Raw genomic sequence first — 17,493 nt, forward strand, 5'->3', positions numbered from 1 at the left:
TTATCAGAACCTGATAGCCTAAGGGCTCCACCGGCGCGTTCAATATATTTTCAACGACACTGGCCCAGCATCCGGTTGTCCACCACTCGATGAACTCACAGACTATTCCTCCAGACCCCTGTCGCTTCGGGCTCTTTTTTCGCAGGTTTTGCATAATTCGGAAATGCCCTTTTCCTCCCAGGATTCTTTCACGGTACCGTTGTGGATGACATCCCGGCCCACAATGTGTTGGCAATCTTCAAAGATGTGGTATTTGTTCCCGGCTTTGGTCCAGTAGACGTTGTCATTGTCATAATTCAGTTCTTTTAGCGTGGTGGTCTGCGCATTGATTTCTTCGGTGTACTTCTCTATGGAAGCGGGATTGAAATCCACCCCGGCAATGCCCGCAATCAGCAGTGCGACGACTGCTATCGATCCCGTGATGCCTTTGGTCTTTTTATCCAGGTCTTTGTTGGTGAAGATGAATATAGCCAACGGTAAAAAGGCCAGTACGCTCATGATGGCTCCCAACTGGTTTTGGATAAAAAACCTTGTTTTGTCTTTTTCAGATGCAGGATCCAATCGATTGGCTTTTTTCCAAAGGGTGGAGCCGGTAATGGCGAGCGCGAGAATGACCACGATGGTAACAATCAACCAGGTCATCATTTCATCGTTGATCAGCGACACAATGGCAAAAACCTGTCCGGCCATAGCCAGGACCCAGGCGAGTATAGCAAAGAGACGCAGTTGCTTGGCTTTCCCTTTGGCTTCATCGCTAGCTTGAAATACTTTTTGTTCGGACATAATATGTATTTAGTTTAAGTGTTTTGGTCTTTCTCTCTTTTAACGGAGAGCGTTGCATTTTTCATCATCCATGTGGTATAACCTCCTCATCAGCGAACTGTAGCGGATATAATGGTAAACATACGAAAATTGCCTTTAAACCGCTCTGGCGGGCGATGCTGTGTTCACCTTTTGCAGGACCAATCGCCTTTGTTTCATTTGATTCCCTGCGGTCTCTGGTGTTGAACACCGAACCATTAAAAGGTATGCACTGCCCCCGCCGTTACCGTTAAAAAGTTCAACCAATTTCGTACATAGCCATCGCCCGGACCGGCATCGTCATCGGATGTTCCCACAGCACCACCACCCAGGTACCTTAGATTTAAAAATGTTTTTAATGGCTCCTTGATTTGAAGCCCGAGCCGCCAGCTGGCGTCTAAAATAGCGCCCACCACCTCATTGTCACTCCCATTCAAATAGCTAACGGGGGCGTAGATGCCGTCCAGCTCTATTTCGGTATACCACTGACGGCCTAACCAGGCTCTGCCACGTACCTTGAATGCAGGGACAGGACCCACATCGCGGTTGGTGCGAAAACGGGTTCCATCTGTCGATTCAAAGGAGATCGTCGCATTGCGAATTTGCAAACTCCCGCCTACTGCAAGATCATATTGGGGGTGGCTCGAGAGCAGCTCTCGCAAGTAGCTTGCCCGGTAAAATGGGAAGTTGTATAAAAGGTTGACCCCGGTATTGGCCGGGAAAACAAGGTCATCTACGATCAAATCATTTTCGAGCAATACCTGTGATTCCAGGGTCAGCGGTTGATATAATAGAATAAAAGTGTTCTTTTTATTTACCTCAAGTTCCAGAGAAAGTCGGCTGACTGGAAAAAGCACATCCTGACCCCCCGATTTTCGGTAGTCAAAATAGGTTCCGGACTTGCTAAACTGAACCTTGTGTCCCAGAACACTGAGAAATCCTAGTTCTGCGACGGCTCGTAGTTCATAGTTCTTGCCTGAACTTTCGATCTGGGTGGATTTCTGAGCGAATCCTGCCACTGACCAAAAGGTAATCAAGAGAAGAGTAATCAGGTTATTGATGTTCATAGGGCTTCTTTTAAATCAAATGGAGATGAAAAGGTAACCCCGTACTAAGCAGAATGTTCGAAGCGATTAAAATTTTCAAAATGGGAAAAAATAGGGAATGACTACCGAGGCGGCCAGCCAGGTCAGGATATTCAGGGGCGTACCAAATTTTAAAAAGTCCCGAAACTTGTAATTCCCAGGGCCATAAACCATCGTATTGGTGGGATAACTCATGGGCGTCATAAAAGTCAAGGAACAGGCAAACATGACGGCGATGAGAAAGGGCTGGTAGTTGACCTCCATGGCGGCAGCCAGGCTGATGACGACAGGGGACATCAAGGCAGCAGTTGCTTTACTCGAAATCAGATTGGTGCCGATGACTGAAGTGAGATAAATAATGCTGAGAGTGACGTGGGCATTGTACTGGCCCAGTGTGGTTTCTATGAAATTGGCGATCATCGCAGCGCCGCCGGTTTTTTCCAAAGCCGACCCCATGGATAGAACACCCGCCATCATGAAGATCACCTTCCATTCGACAGCCTGGTAGGCTTCATTGGGTTTCAGCACGCCGGTCAAAATCATTAACAATGCGCCGACCATGGCACTAATAAGTATATTGGTTAGGTTCAAAGCAGCAGCCATGATTACAGCTATGCCGATTAGAATGGCCGGTATGGCTTTTTTATAATTTAGCTTTTTCTTATCGTATTCCGAAAGGGTAAGAAACAATTTGTCAGATTCCAATTCATCTATGGTCTCCTTCTTGCCCATGACCAGTAACATATCGCCCTGTTTGAGGTCTACCGAAGGCAGATCATCCAGTATGATTTCGTTTCGATGACGAATAGCCAGTACAGAAAGCTTGTAAATTTCGCTGAATTTTAACCCGTCCAGCGAGTTACCGATCAACGTGGAGTCAAATGGAAGGATGACTTCGTACAAGCGGTATTCGTCAGAATGTAATTCGTCTTTTTTTCGTTTGTCCCCCTTGAATTTGTACCCCTTTGTGTTCAAAAGATGACTAAAGGCCTGGGGAGGAACCATGATTTTTAAACTATCTCCCTCGTGCAGAACGGTGTCTGTGTGTACGTCATTTATGATGATGTCGTCCCGGAGGATGGACAGGATGCGAACATCAAATTTATTGATAAGTCTCGATTTATGGATCGTTTTATTCACATCCGGTGAATCGGCTTCGATGCGTACTTCCGTAATGTATTTCTCGGTCTTTTTGGTGAGTTGTTCGCTGTTTTTGCTTTTGGGAAGTAGGAAGGGACCTGCCAGAAAAAGGTAAGCAAAGCCCACAGCGAGCAAGCAAAGTGCTGCGCCACTAAACTCAAACATGCCAAATTCGGCCAGGCCATAACTTTTGGCGTAGCTGCTGACCAGGATGTTGGTGGAAGTGCCGATGAGCGTGCATGTGCCGCCAAACAAAGCAGCAAACGAGATGGGCATGAGCAATTTCCCCGGACTTATGTTGGTTTCCCGGCAAACGGTCAGTGCGATGGGCAGCAATAATGCGACTACGGCAGTATCATTAATGAAGGCAGAAAACAGACCCGCGATAAAACAAAATACAACCAACGCAACCAGGTAATGAATTTTGGCCAGCTTGATAATGGTTTCGCTTAAGCCATCCAAAATACCGGAATTGAAAACCCCGCCACTTACTACGAATATGCAACCCAGGGTAAGCGTGGCCGGATGATTGAATCCAGAGAAACCCTCCTCCGGACTGAGAACACCCGCTACAATAAACAGGGTCATGATCAAAATCGACGTGGTATCAATTGAAAAATAATCCTTTACAAAAAGGAATACCCCGATAAGTATAATACCAAATGTTAGTATCAGGTCAATATTCATAAATGCCCCGGCAGCCCTGCCTTTTAATTCACAAACAAGACTTCAAGATACAATTAAATTTATCTTTTTTAGCGGTCGGTGGGACTGTGACTTAAAATAATTTATCCGAATGATGCAACCGGGGCGCTGTTTGCTGATCATCAGATCGCTCATTCCGTCGATCTGAAATTTGCAATTTTTCTATCCAGCAAAAACCTTGATCACTGGAGGAGCCTGGATTGATCTTGATTGGTTCTGAGGTCTACAGGCCCCAGGCAACACCGACGGAAAGTTGAATATTACGCAGAGCGTGTTTGTCAGAACCTGATGCCGGGTCTTCTCGGAGATCCATCAGGTCAAAAAAGGATCTTAAGTCAGTGTTAAGCCAGGTTCGTTCCCCCATGCGATAGTTGAACCCTAAGCCGGCACCAACGCCAAATGAAAAATTCTTCACGGTGCTTTTGACATCTGTACCATCTGACTCGGCAGCCAATAACACCCCTGGTTGCAATCCGGCAAATACCTTGGGTCGAAACCGCTGACCCCACTCACCGAAAAATATATTGTACATCACCGGGATGCGAAGATAATCCAGGGCCAACTCTGTTCCGCCGTGTTCGTATCCTTCGCCGGAATACAACAAGTCAACACTTAGACCGCTATGTTCATTGATGCTATACGTGGAGGTTAGTCCTGCTACTAAGCCCGTCCGGCTGTTGGCTGCTTCAGGGTTACTTACGTTGGAGAAATTCACCCCGATTCTCGGTCCTATTGAAAAATTTCTACTGGTTAACTGCCCGTACAAGGGTTGTATGGTAAAAATAGCAAGAGCGATAAATATCAAACTTAAATGTCTCATAGCATAGATAATTTTAATTCGTTAAAAAGAATTATAACTCGTTAGTTAGTATTTTTATGGTAGAGAAAAAGTGAGGTCTTTCCCGTCTTGAGCTGCTTCTTTCAGTTCTTCATTGGCGACGATGACGATTTCGACACGCCGGTTTTGTTGGCGGCCTTCGTCTGTGGCATTGGAAGCTACAGGATCGGTTTCACCATAGCCCTGGGTGTCTAGTCGGGCAGACCCTATGCCCTGGGTGGTTAGGTAGTTGTACACCGCATCCGCTCGTTGTCGGGAAAGATTTTTGTTGTATGATTTTGAACCTTTGCTGTCAGTGTGTCCCAGTATTTTTATTTCGGTTTCTTCATATTTTTTCATGCTTTCAGCAAGTTCAGTGAGATTAGCCTGGGTCGCAGGTTTTAGATCGTACGAGTCAAAGTCAAAGAGCAGGCCTGAATCAAAAATCACGACAATGCCTTCTCCCACCCGTTCTACGTGTGCTCCTTCCAGATCATCGGCGATTTCGCGAGCTTGTTTATCCATATAATTGCCGATAAGGCCACCGGCTACACCGCCCACGCCAGCGCCAAGAATAATTCCTGCTGCTTTGTTGTTTTTCGTTATCACAGCACCTGTGGCGCCACCAACCACAGCACCTATGACGGCACCTTTTAATTTTTTGGAAGCATTGCAGGAATAATTGACCGAAGAGCTTATTAAAGCTAGGATTATGGCAAATAGTAGGTTCTTCATATGGCTAAAGTTATTGTTTGATTATGCAAAATGTAACATATAATATAGTTGTAGTATTGTAAAGCGTGTAAATATTACCATATAATTTACATGTATAAACAACATGTAAAATAATTGGAAGTTTTATTATCTGTGTATTCTTTCAATATTTATGTAGATATCAACAATATTTGCATGATCTCTTCCTCATGAAAAAGCGAGTCGGTCAGATCATAGCCTGCGGTATATGGGAAGACAGCTTTCATAAATACCATATAAATTGGCATTCATAGGGTTTTAGAGAAAGCAGCAGATTTGGTGTAGAAGCGCGTGCATTACTTAGCTCCAGGCGATGTAAAGAACGACAGAGATGAAGTACACGAAACCCGCCAGGAATATGATCCAGGCCCACGTATTTGATTTCAATATCTTCATCCATAGGAAGACCCCGCTAATGATAAAAAGGACCAGGCTTATGGCAAGAATGTCCAATAAAATGGCATATGCGGCATATACTACCCCGCCGTGATACCCCTGATTGCGATGAATCCCATTAAAAGCATCTGCAGGGCTTTTAGTGGTTTGAGTCATATTTACTTGGCCTTCGGGTGAATTAAAAATGAGACGGGTGTGGGTGCCGGCGCTTTGATATTCCAGGACGGGAAACTCTTTGCGATTATAGTAAAATTTCATCATTCTTCCCGGGATGTTATGATCGTCAGCCCAACGTTTGAACTCTTCTTTGGATGTGGCCTTCGAAGTGTATTCAAAGATCCTGGACGCCTTGGTGGATGTTTGATCAAAATGGGAATGATAAATCATCACATAGCTTCTTCCGTATTTTTTTACCTAAGTCTGTCATTCGGTATCGTTGTTAATTGCTTTTTTTAATTTATTTCCTTTCATTGTCATCCTATATTTTTGTTTACTACTACGGGGTTTGTCAGGTATTGTCATTTCTATCAATTCCTGATTAAGAGAAGGTTGTAGGTAATTATAATGAAAAGTTGGCCTATGCTTTATATTAAGTTTTTCCATTAGCTCTGTATTTGTATATTCAATATTTTCCATGACCAATAATAACTTTCCGACTTGTTCGGTGACTTGTTCGGTGACTTGTTCGGTGACTTGTTCGGTGACTTGTTCGATAGCTGGAAAAACAAGACGCAAAAAATTTTCAGAGAAATAAAAGCTGTCTTCTCCATAGTGATCAAGGATACGTGGAATACCTGACCCCAGTTGCTCCACCATCTCCAGATCCTTGTATATACGCATCAATTCCTTATTCCTGGGAATGGAGTAACCTTCAAAGAATTCTTCACGGCTCAATCCTTCAGGCAGTGAACCTGCAGATGTTATCTCAATCCGGTCGTTGAAGATTTCAAATTTAGGAGGCACCTCTCTGGTGAAATCACTATGGACAAAAGCATTAATAATGGCTTCCCGTAAGGCAATAGAACTCCATAGTCGTTGTTCTTTTCTCTCTTTTGAAGTAATTGTTGCTGCTGTCCTATTTTCAAGATCAATTTTATCCAGCACACGTTTAGTTGCTTTGATAAGCGAGCAGTAACCGTACTCATTGTTTTCGATCAGATTTACCCGGTTATCACCACTATACTTGGCCACTTTTATGGAAATATTGTTTTCATCTGCCAGCAAGTATGCTGCATAATTGAGTGATCCGTCTTCGGTAGTGAGTTCCAGGTTCTTCTTAAACTTCTTGTTGAGTCGTCTATTTTTTTCATCATAATAGATCCGCAGCTGTTCGAAAGTCAGATCCTGCCGGTGGGCTTTGATTTTACCTATGGAATTTCGGGTACGGGTAGCATAAAGTTTATCGATCATCTGCCGTGGCATAGGTTCTGCTGCTGTGCCCACACGGATATAACAACCTTTCTCTGTCATACCATACTTCTTTTTGAAGTAAGGCTTTTCACTTCCGCTCGCCACGATAATCTTGATAACATAATTCCCGTTACGCTCTTCTGAGACCACATCAAACAAACCCATGGCCGAAGGAGCAATGTTGTTTTTGACGCGGTCCTTGATTTTGAGCATATCACCATCTGGATCAGTTATGCCAACTGTTTGACCCTGGTTATCTATACCCACGTAGATCATCCCGCCCTCCCGATAATTTAGAAAAGCCACAACGTGTTTCTCCAGGTCCATTTCCCGGCTCAAGCAGATTTTGTATTCGATGCGATTGGTTTCGGGCATAGGTTAAATATAGCTAAAATAACCGAATCAATACGCTATATACCTGCAGTGGTGTGAGTTATATATATTGTTCTGATGGCGATCGCTTTGGCTAGGAAATTCGCATCCCACTATTTCACCTATCCATCATTAATAGTCAACCATTCCAAATTAGTGTAGGTGTACTGGCACCTACACTGTTTTCCAGCTTCTGCTTTTCGCCGATTCCAGCACAGCATGACACACTTTTTCTGTCTCGTACGCATCTTCAATAGTTGGTGCGCATCTTTTTCCGCCATTTTCAAGACCCTTGAAAAAATCGGCGGCCTGATGGATAAATGAGTGTTCATATCCTAAGCTTGTTCCTGGAATCCACCACCGATCCATGTACGGCTGATCACCATCTGATACGTGGATTTTCCGCCATCCTCGTACTTCAGCATCATCGCGATGATCGAAGTATTCCAACCAGTTCATATCGTGCAAATCCCACCGGATGGACGCATGTTCGCCGTTGATTTCAAATGTGTATAAAGCTTTGTGTCCACGGGCATATCGGGTAGCTTCAAACAGACCCAACGACCCGTTTTTGAAGTGACAATGGAATATACTGGCATCGTCAATCCCTACTGGTTGTACTTTACCGGTTTCCTGATGAAGCCGTTCTTTGATAAAAGTTTTGGTTACGGCAGATACATCTTCGATGCCACCATTCAACCAAATGGCGGTGTCAATGCAGTGAGCGAGTAAATCTCCGGTGACCCCGGATCCAGCAGCATCTACGTCCAGTCGCCAGGCCGCTTCGCCGCCCTGAGGCAGGTCGGGACTAATGGTCCAATCCTGAAGGAAGTTGGCGCGGTAGTGGAAGATTTGGCCTAATCTGCCGGAATCAACAATATTTTTTGCCAACGTCACAGCGGGCATACGGCGATAATTATACCATACAGTGTTCGGAACCCCTGCTTCGGTAATGGCATCCAACATTTCTTTGGCCTGACCGATCTCGTGGGACAGTGGTTTCTCACTAAGAACCATTTTCCCTGCTTTGGCGGCCGCAATGGCGATTTCGGCGTGCATATTATTGGGTGCACAGATATCGATGGCGTCAATGTCGTCCCGCTCAATCATTTTTCGCCAGTCATTTTCATAGGACTGAAAGCCCCAGGTGTCGGCAAATTCTTTTCCCTTTTCTTCATTTCTGGAGGCTATGGCCTGTAGGACCGGTTGGTACTCCAGGTCAGGAAATATAGTGGAGATATGTGTGTAGGCATTGGCGTGCATGCGACCCATCAGGCCACGTCCTACTAATCCGATTCGTACTTTTTTCTTATCACTCATGTTGTTCTATTTTATTTTAAAATTTTGATATCTGTTTTTCGGGATCGGTAAACCTACCACGAGAGACTTCTGGGCTGAACCTACACAAGTTGATCTGGGCAGAAAACTTGTGTAGGAAGGTTTGCCAAGCCGGTTTGTGATCGATCTGAGATCATCGAATTTAGATCAAATTTCCACCTCCGATCCAATTAAACATTAATAATTCACCGTTTACCATTAACTATTCGCTCCAACCGTGTGCCTGGCGTACTTCGACCATTTTACCCAGGATATTGTTCCAGGTTTCTTGTTTGTACATCACCTCATTGGGGAACATGCATCCATCCCAGCAAATATGTTTTACTCGCTTGGTTAGATTTCCATCTTCATCGCGGAGCCAGAACCCGGCGTGGTGCGGAATATCCAAACGGCCTTGCGGGTCATTGGCCAGACAGTGTCGCCCCGTCTTGTCATGGGCGCCGGAACCGAACACGGTGCCGTCATTCTGGGCCACGTGAAAATCATTCATCCAGGGCCGTAGTGCATTGGTCATCTTGCGCATCCCTTCATCCAGAGCTTCTTTGTCGTCCCAGTCAAAATCTTCAGGCAGAATTCGATCTTCAGGGTGATTGTAGCCTAAAAGGTAGAGCAATGTATGTGCCATATCAGCCTGAAAACCCATATTGGATCTGTCCACAGCTTCGAGCGTATCGATCATTGTTTTCCAGGATTGCATTCCTCCCCAGCAAATTTCTCCTTCCGCCGCCAGTTCTTCCCCATAGTCGGCTGCTACATCACAGGCCTCCCGGAAAGTTTGCGCGATTAACTTTGTATTGCCCACCGGGTCTTTTTCCCAGGTGATCGGGTCGGTAGCTGAATCAACTCGGATGACCCCATACGGCCGGACCCCGTATTCAGTCAATTTCTGTCCAAACCGAGCTGATTTTCTGACCATTTCTACGAAATTTTTCCGGTCGTCTTTGGATCCCATGGCTGATCCGCCAGTCGGGGGCCAGATGGGAGCAACCAGTGACCCGATATTGAGTCCGAGCTCACCGACCCGGTCTGCTAATTGCTTCAACTCGTCATCGGTCGCATCGATGTTAAAATGCGGATCAAACAAACCGATATCGATACCGTCAAATTTCACCCCGTCTACTTCCGCGTTCACGGTCATCTTCAGAAGATCGTCCAGTGGAATAATGGGTTCGCTATCTTCGCCCTTGCCGACAAAACCCGGCCAGGTTGCGTTGTGTAGTTTTGGAAAGGTGTGTTCTGCCATTCTTTGTTCAATTTTCAGTTAAAAATTATCATTCAATTATCCAGGTATCAGGGTTTGATTTTATTCTGCTATAATACTCAAATTTTAAGGGATATCCAACAATAGCTGACCCTTGTTTTTAGCCACGGGAGCCCCTCCTGTTCATTTTCTTTTATTTCACCATGCACTGTCCAATTCCGTGTAATACCTCTTCCTAAATCGGATTAAAAAAATCCGATTCAGGAAACTTTCCAGCACACATTGCGTTGTTCTCACCAACAAACAAAATGTGACAGATTTACCTGTTTTAGTACACTGGACCGATTTTTTGAGCTTTACGGGCATCTTGTTTTTAGTGCTCCTGGTCCGTTATTTTCTTTCCGCCGGTGCTTTTTATTTGCACTATTTTGTCCTGCAGGGTGAAAAATACGCTTCGCAGCGATTGAGTTCGTACAGGAATCCACCTGATCAAACTAAAAAAGAAATCGTTTATAGCGTAAAATCATCCCTGGTTTTCGCCATTATCGGTACCGGTACCTATTGGCTGTGGCAGGAAGGATACACAAATATTTATACCGATATCCACACATTCCCCTTGTGGTATTTACCGGTGAGTTTTTTGATTTATTCGCTCCTCCATGAAACCTATTATTATTGGGTACACCGGGCCATGCATCACCGACTGCTTTACCGACGTGTGCATCGTGCCCACCACAGCAGCATCGTGCCGTCTCCCTGGACTGCCTTTTCATTTCATCCGTGGGAAGCCCTGATCGAATCCCTTGTCGTGCCAGCTCTTTTGCTGGTCGTCCCCATTCATCCCATAGTTCTGGGGGGGTACCTCCTCCTGATGACCATAAGCAGTGTGATCAATCATTTGGATATCGAGGTGTATCCCGCTTTTTTGCAACGGTCCTGGATCGGAAAATTACTCATCGGTGCCACCCATCATCACTATCACCATTCAGAGTTTCAAACCAATTATGGCTTGTACTACACCTTCTGGGATCAATGGATGGGCACAGAAAGCGAAAAAATGAAACGGAAATAATTAATAGATTTACAGTTTGCTATTTCAATTTTTTACTTAGCGCATAGAGCTTCATCTTTACTGTGTTTACATCTTTATTCAGCTCATTATAAAGGGTGTTGTCTATAAATTCAAGGTCTTTAATCAAAATAATAAAATATTCCAATTCGTGTGCCGAGCCTAAAGCAATCTGGATAAATCTGTTGAAATCTCTATCTGATGCCCGGCCACATCCTTCAGAAAAATTAGAAGGAATAGAATAAGCAGCGCGTTGCATTTGTCCTACGATCTGATATTTCTCAGATTCCGGAAGTGTCAGTGTTACTTTATAAATCTGTTTTGTCAATTCATGACTTAGTTTCCAAACTTCATAATTTCTAAAGTTTCGCATTCGATATTCTTAATTAATATTTTCCATGTCAAACAGCCTACAGCCTACAGCCTACAGCCTAATGCCTACAGCCTAATGCCTACAGCCTAATGCCTACAGCTTAAAGCTTCAACTCCGGATTATCCGGTCCAAAATGCTTCAGCATCACGATCGGATCCGTTTTTGACTTATTGACGATTTTCACCCCTTCTTTTGCTGTCGATTCGGTTACAAAATACTCATCATGGGTGAGCTGTCCATACCGAATCATGGATGGTGTTTCAATATCCCAATCCCCCATAGTACCGTATCCCTGCATCATAATCATCCCATAGGCGCCCTGGTCCTTAATGGTCACGGTGGCTCCCGGATCTATCGTCAGTTCTTTGGCGCTAAAATCATGTGACTTATAAACGATCCATTTTTCCACATAGCCTTCAGCCTGCATTTCTTCCAGAGGACGAACCGGCTTGGGTTCCATAAACCGGGTGCCACGGATGTTGGGTTCCAGGTTCAGTTCCCAGTCAATGACTTCCATGAGCTGATCGTAATCGCCGATTCGGTCTTTGGGCGTCCCGTTCCACAGCAGTTCTTCCGGTATCACGGCTTCGTTCACCAGGGACTGGTACATGGCAAATACATCCGAAGCTTTTTGAGGTTCATAGGTACACAGACTACCGGGTGCATGGAGCATTCCCGGAGGAACGTCCCAGCCTGTGCCGGGATCAAGTTTAAAAGCTTGCGAATAGCTCGTTATTTTATTGTCCCCTTTGGTAAAGTTCATCAGGCATTCACGGATCTGATCCTTTGTGGTTCCTGGTGCTATGCCAAAGAAGGTGTATGGAAAGTCTCCGCCGTGGTTGTTGACTTGTGGCGGAAAGTAATAGGCCTCCGGTTTTCCTTTTTGGCCAATTTTGGCCGCATGTTCGTCATTGTGGTGGATGTGATGGGGCAGGGGTCCCATGTTGTCAAAAAACTTGGAATACATGGGCCAGCTTTTATATTTCTCCCACAGTCGGTCGCCGATGATGGCGCCCTGGAGTTCATCAACGGCGTCTCGTAATGTAACCGTTTCCACTTTGCCGCCGTCTTCCACCACGACCATACTCAATCCTTCATTGTCACCCGTTAGCGGGCCATTTTCGGCCGGAGTGGTGGATGAAAACCACCGTTCATCGATGCCGCCCCGTTCTCCGCCTAGCACATAATAATCATCCGGATGTAATTTGATACGGCGCCCGGGAACACAGAAGGACCGGGGGACCCAGGTGGGTGCCAATCGAAGAATTCCTTTGCCCTGATCAAGAGCTCTTTTTGCCAATTGTACGTCACTCATCTTATTTAATTTAGTTGCTTTTGTGAAAATTCTAATACTTTTATGTCTTGGTCTGATTGACCTCAAAATGCAGATGGTATTCGGCAGACTTTCCGGGTTGGAGCATTTTTAATTGACCAGCCTTTCGGGCGGCTGTCTGCCCGATGGGGTGATTGGTTCCCGGTTCCAGCCCGACAACATATTCCCGCTTTCCGAAATGCTGCCAGTTGGTCAGGGCGGGAAGCTGGTTTTTGTTTGCGGTGACCACTACCTCCAGTCCGGTTGCTGGATTGTGTAATCCAAATCGGTATTCTCCATTCTCATCTGAATGTGGATCTATAAATGCTGCCGCTTCACCTGCGTTTTGATGTTCTTCCAATACATCCGGACAAATCCGAAAATTATGGTTTTTATTGAAAATATGGCGATCCATGCTGCTATCTCGTGCTTCCCAATCGCCTTCCCATCTGATTTGTGTGCCTTCATCCACCAGCGGCCATCCAAAATTCAAATGATAGAGGATCATATGAGGTGTCGCCGTATTGCCCAGGTTGCGTATCTTGTCGTGTACATCAATCTTAGAATGCCCCAAGCGGGCTGAGATGGTTCGGGTTAATTCCAGATGGGGCCCGAATACGGTAGATTGAAGAACCCGGCCTGTGATGCTCATGGTATCTTGCCCATCCAAAAGATCGGGCTGTGTCAAGGACAAGAGTTCTGCAGGTGTATTGCTGATTTCGCCATGCAACCCTCGGGATCCATGCTCATCTTCTTCAGGTCCGCCCACATGGTCCAGACCGCAGGTGGTCATCAGTCCTCCACCAAAGCTGCGAAGCCATTCGATCCCCCGGTTTGCGTTGGAACGGGGCGAGACTGTTCCCTGATGACTAAGCCAAACCAGCGAAGAGGCATTCATGAAAGTGTCTGTAATATCCATAGCACGATCCAATACAACCTTAAAACGCAAACCCGAACCGGTGTTAAACCAAGCTACACGGGTGCCTCGTCCAGGGCCGTTATCGAGTACCGAAGTTTCAATCCCGCCGACTTGGGCCGGGCTGGAGACTTTGTGTTGCCAATTGTGGTGGTTGTTCATGGTGGTTTTATTCAAATACATGCATAGCCAACAAATGCTAGATCATTAGCGTGCGACCTCGCTGAGTTCGGTAGACCTGTCCTGAGTCTAATCTTTCTTCTAACATAATTTTGTCCTGAGATCATTAGTTACTCAGATCTTTATACTGGATATTCCGGAAATGGACTTCCATTGCCGGACCGGTATGGATCTGGAGACCGAGATGCCCTTTCATTTTTCGGAGTTCGGTGTCATTATCGGTCACTTCGCTCATCAGAACACCATTGACAAAATGTTTCAAATGGTTGCCCTGGATAATGAGGTGAAGGGTATTCCAGTCCGCTTTGTTAATCTTTGATTTGAGTTCGTCAGAATCACCCAAAGAGCCTGTGATATTTGGTTCATTTCCGTTGGTGAGTTCTGCAATTTCCCCCCTCTTGGCCAAGAATCCACGACCGCGTTCTTCGTAGTTTTGACCGGTATAGGTATTGGCGCCATCGATATCGGCCTGGTAGCCTTTCAGTGCCAACGGCGGATCCTGGAGCTCTGTGCTTCGGTATTGGACGCCGGAATTGCCATTTTCTGATATCTTAAAATCTAGTTTGAGTTCAAAATTGGATGGTTGCTTTTCACGCCAGATAAGGAAGGTATTGGCATCGAGCGGGTTTTCGGTGGTGACCATACCTACGATGTTCCCATTTTCTACTTTCCAGTGTCCGTCTGCGCCTTCCCAGCCATCGAGGGTCTGGCCGTCAAAAATGGAAACAAACCCATCTTCACTTGCTGTAGCATCATGGGTGGTCTCCGCATTGGAAGATTTTGATTTCGTTGCGTTATTGCATGCTGTGAGGATGAGCATGGCACAGAGGGCTACTGCCGGCAACCAGGCGGATCGTGTTGATGTTCTAAGATTTTTATAAAGCATTGTTTTCATTTTCATTATAAACGGCATTGTTTTCATTGCCACCTGCGAGCAGGTAAGCGATCAGGTCTTTTAATTCTTCTTCGTTCAGAGAATTAACCATTCCTGGCGGCATCATGGATATGGTCGATAAGGAGACCCTGCGGACATCGGATTTGGGAACCTCACGAACTTCATCGGGAGAAAATGGATTTTGAACCACGTAGTAGTATTCATCATCCTCTTTCTGAAGCCGCCCGACGACCGAATTTCCATTCTTCAGATCAAATACCTTGGCCGCGTATTGATCGGAAATGGCGTTGTTGGGTTCGATAATAGCCTCGAGCATATCTTTTTTCGTAAACCGCGTACCCAGTTGGGTCAGATCAGGGCCAATATTACTGCCAGTTCGACCCATCATATGGCAGGAGGAACACATGGTGGCATCGAACATGTTTTTCCCATTCTCAAAATCACGTATCGTCGAATCGTTGGTGACCACTTCCAGGGCTTCGGTGAGTTCCCACCGGCGGCCCGGTCCTTTGGGCTTTGGCCGGTCCGACAAGACGGCTAGTCCGGAGGAGGTGATGAGTGAATCACCTGAAATTTCGTTGTAGTGCTCCCGCTGGGCGGACGGTACCTTTTCTAATGCAGTTTTTCGAGCATGATTGATAAAACCCACATAGCTGTTTCCACCTTTGTAACTAAAGGCTTCGTGAAACCAGCTAAAATAGCGTTCCCATAGGTCAGAAGTCCAGCCGCTTTCTTTTTCGCTGAGGACGATGGCCAGAAAAGTTTGTTGAGCGGGTGGCATTTCTTCCAGCATTTTCCCAATGGTTAGTCCATACTGGGGATTTCGCAACACGAGATCACTGGCGGCATTGTAATCCGGATTGTCATCATTTGTAGCATTTTCGAGGAGGGTCAGGGTCTTGTCGATCATATCGGGCGCATCAAAAGCCATCAAAAGTTTACTGAGCTGGCGATTGAGCTCATCGGAGGAAGCCGGATAATGTGGGTTCAGATAATTGGCCCAGGTTGTCTTCATTGACGATGAAGCCGGTCCCATCCTATATATGATCAATTCAACAGCCCGCGTAAAATCTACTTTAAGTGCTTCATCCAAAGCATCATAATCTACGTCGAGTAACGCATTAAATAAAGGTGTGCTTTGGGATTGATCTCCTTGTCTGGCCAGTGCAATGGCTCCTTGAATTAATGTTTCTGGGTCTTTTTCGCTCCACACGCGGTTCGTCCACAAGTCGGTGGGCTGGTGTTCGATAGCCACCCGCGCGGCGTACCGAATAAATCGATCGGGGTGATTAAGCTGAGGCCATGCAAAATCAACAGCTTCCTGACCGAGCTCCCGGTGGTAACGCTCGAGCTGACGCCGGAGCTTGTTTTCTTCTGTCAATTCGATCTCGCCGATGGGCTGATCATCGAAGGATTCGTAGTCTTTGTGGTACACCCGGTATAAGTCGGATTCTATTCGTCGGCCACCGGTCATGAAATAGTAAGCACCATCCGGACCGATCACGCCGTCCGTGAGGGGAAGGGGTAGTCCGGATAAAAATTCGTCAACTTCTGCTTTGTATGTAGCGCCATCCGGTGTCAGCTGGATCCCATATACAATGCCAAAACTCCAATCGGAAGCAAACATCATTTTTTTGTATTTGTCAGGAAAGCGGGCGTGCGTTCCGAAAATCAGATTGGTCGGTGAACCCTGCCCCAGATTGACCACGGGTGGTAAGTTGTCTGGCCAGGCGGGTGACCATTTGGCATTACCGGTTCTCCATCCATACTCTGCGCCACTGGTGGCATGACAGATTCGGGTGGGGCGGTACCAAGGCATGCCCAGATCCCATTCCATATCGGAGTCGTAAGCGAACAGATCGCCGGCTTCATTGAAGGCAATATCAAATGTGTTTCGAAAACCGGACGCCTGAAGGGTCCATTCTGTCCCATCCGGATTGAACTCCGCGATCCAGGATCCGGGCGCCATTCGTTCGTTGGCATGACCTCTAGGGTCCAATATCTGTGGAAGTATATTGTCTTCGTCCCAGGCTTTGGGTACGCGGTAATGATCCATTTCGATGATGTCGGTGTGGTTGCCAGCCACCATAAACAGAGACTTCCCATCGGGCGCCAAGACGATGGAGTGGGGCCCGTGCTCCCCCCATCCGACCATGGGTTTGAGATACTGGATGGAGTCCAGCTGATCATCGCCGTTGGTGTCCCTCAGGCGATACAGTCCACTGGGGACGTTAAAGTCTTCTTCGTCCATTTTTTCCGGATCGTCGGGTGTGTAGTTATTGACCATGACATACAAACTGTTAAAAGCCCACAAGAGTCCTTGTGCATGGCCCATGTTGATGTCTAGTTTTTCGACCTGCGGGGGGATGCTGTCTGCGCTGCCTATGGGTGGAATCTCCAGGCGATACAGCCACCCGTATTGATCTGAGGTAATGAGCCGATTCTTGTCATCAAAAGCCATAGCTACCCAGGATCCTTCTACGGTGTCGATGGGGGAATACAAATGATCAGCTACAAAGCCTTCGGTGAGTTGGAGTTTGGCAATTTTGGGATTGGAAGATACTTCAACAGGATCCTCGGTTTCTTCAGGGCTGCATCCTATGAATAGAAAAAAGAATGCAGTGATCAGAAAGGGATATTGGAAAAACTTTCTGAAGTAGGTTGGACTCATTATGATAAGGTTTAAAATGATGATGTTACGATTGACTGTGAATCTACGGAATTCTTAAC

The 17,493-nt window shown here is 46.1% G+C and carries 15 protein-coding genes; 1 reads left to right on the forward strand and 14 read right to left on the reverse strand.

Translation table 11 applies throughout. The features are described 5' to 3' along the window. Positions 1-102: 102 nt before the first annotated feature. The 9 genes from KUV50_RS15775 to KUV50_RS15815 form a co-directional block, all read right to left on the reverse strand. Positions 103-783 (reverse strand): hypothetical protein, encoded by a 681-nt coding sequence (locus KUV50_RS15775; protein ID WP_222581148.1) that lies wholly within the window; start codon positions 781-783, stop codon positions 103-105. Between the two features lie 236 nt (positions 784-1,019). Beyond that, positions 1,020-1,868, reverse strand: a complete 849-nt coding sequence (locus KUV50_RS15780) for a hypothetical protein (protein WP_222581149.1) — start codon at positions 1,866-1,868, stop codon at positions 1,020-1,022. A gap of 75 nt (positions 1,869-1,943) precedes the next feature. Further along, the gene (locus tag KUV50_RS15785; protein WP_261395322.1) at positions 1,944-3,713 is read right to left on the reverse strand and encodes an SLC13 family permease; all 1,770 of its coding nucleotides are present in this window, start codon (positions 3,711-3,713) and stop codon (positions 1,944-1,946) included. Positions 3,714-3,954: 241 nt separating this feature from the next. Further along, positions 3,955-4,551 (reverse strand): porin family protein, encoded by a 597-nt coding sequence (locus KUV50_RS15790; RefSeq protein WP_222581150.1) that lies wholly within the window; start codon positions 4,549-4,551, stop codon positions 3,955-3,957. A gap of 54 nt (positions 4,552-4,605) precedes the next feature. After that, entirely contained in the window at positions 4,606-5,283 is a 678-nt protein-coding gene (locus KUV50_RS15795) for an OmpA family protein (RefSeq protein WP_222581151.1), read from the reverse strand. A 318-nt stretch (positions 5,284-5,601) separates the two neighbouring features. Further along, complete coding sequence (locus KUV50_RS15800) at positions 5,602-6,084, reverse strand: PepSY-associated TM helix domain-containing protein (protein ID WP_222581152.1); 483 nt, start codon at positions 6,082-6,084, stop codon at positions 5,602-5,604. A 36-nt stretch (positions 6,085-6,120) separates the two neighbouring features. Then, positions 6,121-7,482 (reverse strand): Fic family protein, encoded by a 1,362-nt coding sequence (locus KUV50_RS15805; RefSeq protein ID WP_222581153.1) that lies wholly within the window; start codon positions 7,480-7,482, stop codon positions 6,121-6,123. Positions 7,483-7,653: 171 nt separating this feature from the next. Continuing rightward, positions 7,654-8,799, reverse strand: coding sequence for a Gfo/Idh/MocA family protein (locus KUV50_RS15810; protein WP_222581154.1), 1,146 nt, complete (start codon positions 8,797-8,799; stop codon positions 7,654-7,656). Positions 8,800-9,019: 220 nt separating this feature from the next. Further along, positions 9,020-10,060: a sugar phosphate isomerase/epimerase family protein gene (locus tag KUV50_RS15815; protein ID WP_222581155.1), complete on the reverse strand. Its 1,041-nt coding sequence runs from the start codon at positions 10,058-10,060 to the stop codon at positions 9,020-9,022. Positions 10,061-10,328: 268 nt separating this feature from the next. Here KUV50_RS15815 and KUV50_RS19615 point away from each other — a divergent pair, with 268 nt between their 5' ends. Then, on the forward strand, positions 10,329-11,090 hold the full coding sequence (locus tag KUV50_RS19615) for a sterol desaturase family protein (protein ID WP_222581156.1): 762 nt from the start codon (positions 10,329-10,331) through the stop codon (positions 11,088-11,090). A 19-nt stretch (positions 11,091-11,109) separates the two neighbouring features. Here KUV50_RS19615 and KUV50_RS15825 read toward each other — a convergent pair whose 3' ends face one another. The 5 genes from KUV50_RS15825 to KUV50_RS15845 form a co-directional block, all read right to left on the reverse strand. After that, positions 11,110-11,460 (reverse strand): four helix bundle protein, encoded by a 351-nt coding sequence (locus KUV50_RS15825; protein WP_222581157.1) that lies wholly within the window; start codon positions 11,458-11,460, stop codon positions 11,110-11,112. A gap of 100 nt (positions 11,461-11,560) precedes the next feature. Further along, positions 11,561-12,775, reverse strand: a complete 1,215-nt coding sequence (locus tag KUV50_RS15830; protein WP_222581158.1) for a class I mannose-6-phosphate isomerase — start codon at positions 12,773-12,775, stop codon at positions 11,561-11,563. A 40-nt stretch (positions 12,776-12,815) separates the two neighbouring features. Beyond that, on the reverse strand, positions 12,816-13,850 hold the full coding sequence (locus KUV50_RS15835) for an aldose 1-epimerase family protein (RefSeq protein WP_222581159.1): 1,035 nt from the start codon (positions 13,848-13,850) through the stop codon (positions 12,816-12,818). A 124-nt stretch (positions 13,851-13,974) separates the two neighbouring features. Then, positions 13,975-14,769 carry a DUF1080 domain-containing protein gene (locus tag KUV50_RS15840; protein ID WP_222581160.1) on the reverse strand — a complete coding sequence of 265 codons (795 nt, stop codon included), beginning with the start codon at positions 14,767-14,769 and terminating at the stop codon, positions 13,975-13,977. Beyond that, a complete protein-coding gene (locus KUV50_RS15845; RefSeq protein ID WP_222581161.1) occupies positions 14,744-17,434 on the reverse strand; it encodes a c-type cytochrome in 2,691 nt (896 codons plus the stop codon). The genes KUV50_RS15840 and KUV50_RS15845 overlap by 26 nt, the downstream gene beginning before the upstream one ends. Positions 17,435-17,493: the final 59 nt, after the last annotated feature.

Source organism: Membranihabitans marinus, assembly GCF_019802045.1.
Lineage (GTDB): Bacteria > Bacteroidota > Bacteroidia > Chitinophagales > Saprospiraceae > Membranihabitans > Membranihabitans marinus_A.

Excerpts from the sequence above, each read along its gene's own strand:
- KUV50_RS15825 (WP_222581157.1), bottom strand. The coding sequence starts at position 11,460 with ATGCGAAACTTTAGAAATTATGAAGTTTGGAAACTAAGTCATGAATTG.
- KUV50_RS15780 (WP_222581149.1), bottom strand. The coding sequence starts at position 1,868 with ATGAACATCAATAACCTGATTACTCTTCTCTTGATTACCTTTTGGTCA.
- KUV50_RS15790 (WP_222581150.1), bottom strand. The coding sequence starts at position 4,551 with ATGAGACATTTAAGTTTGATATTTATCGCTCTTGCTATTTTTACCATA.
- KUV50_RS15775 (WP_222581148.1), bottom strand. The coding sequence starts at position 783 with ATGTCCGAACAAAAAGTATTTCAAGCTAGCGATGAAGCCAAAGGGAAA.
- KUV50_RS15845 (WP_222581161.1), bottom strand. The coding sequence starts at position 17,434 with ATGAGTCCAACCTACTTCAGAAAGTTTTTCCAATATCCCTTTCTGATC.
- KUV50_RS15840 (WP_222581160.1), bottom strand. The coding sequence starts at position 14,769 with ATGAAAATGAAAACAATGCTTTATAAAAATCTTAGAACATCAACACGA.
- KUV50_RS15810 (WP_222581154.1), bottom strand. The coding sequence starts at position 8,799 with ATGAGTGATAAGAAAAAAGTACGAATCGGATTAGTAGGACGTGGCCTG.
- KUV50_RS15830 (WP_222581158.1), bottom strand. The coding sequence starts at position 12,775 with ATGAGTGACGTACAATTGGCAAAAAGAGCTCTTGATCAGGGCAAAGGA.
- KUV50_RS15835 (WP_222581159.1), bottom strand. The coding sequence starts at position 13,850 with ATGAACAACCACCACAATTGGCAACACAAAGTCTCCAGCCCGGCCCAA.
- KUV50_RS15795 (WP_222581151.1), bottom strand. The coding sequence starts at position 5,283 with ATGAAGAACCTACTATTTGCCATAATCCTAGCTTTAATAAGCTCTTCG.
- KUV50_RS15785 (WP_261395322.1), bottom strand. The coding sequence starts at position 3,713 with ATGAATATTGACCTGATACTAACATTTGGTATTATACTTATCGGGGTA.
- KUV50_RS15805 (WP_222581153.1), bottom strand. The coding sequence starts at position 7,482 with ATGCCCGAAACCAATCGCATCGAATACAAAATCTGCTTGAGCCGGGAA.
- KUV50_RS15815 (WP_222581155.1), bottom strand. The coding sequence starts at position 10,060 with ATGGCAGAACACACCTTTCCAAAACTACACAACGCAACCTGGCCGGGT.
- KUV50_RS15800 (WP_222581152.1), bottom strand. The coding sequence starts at position 6,084 with ATGATTTATCATTCCCATTTTGATCAAACATCCACCAAGGCGTCCAGG.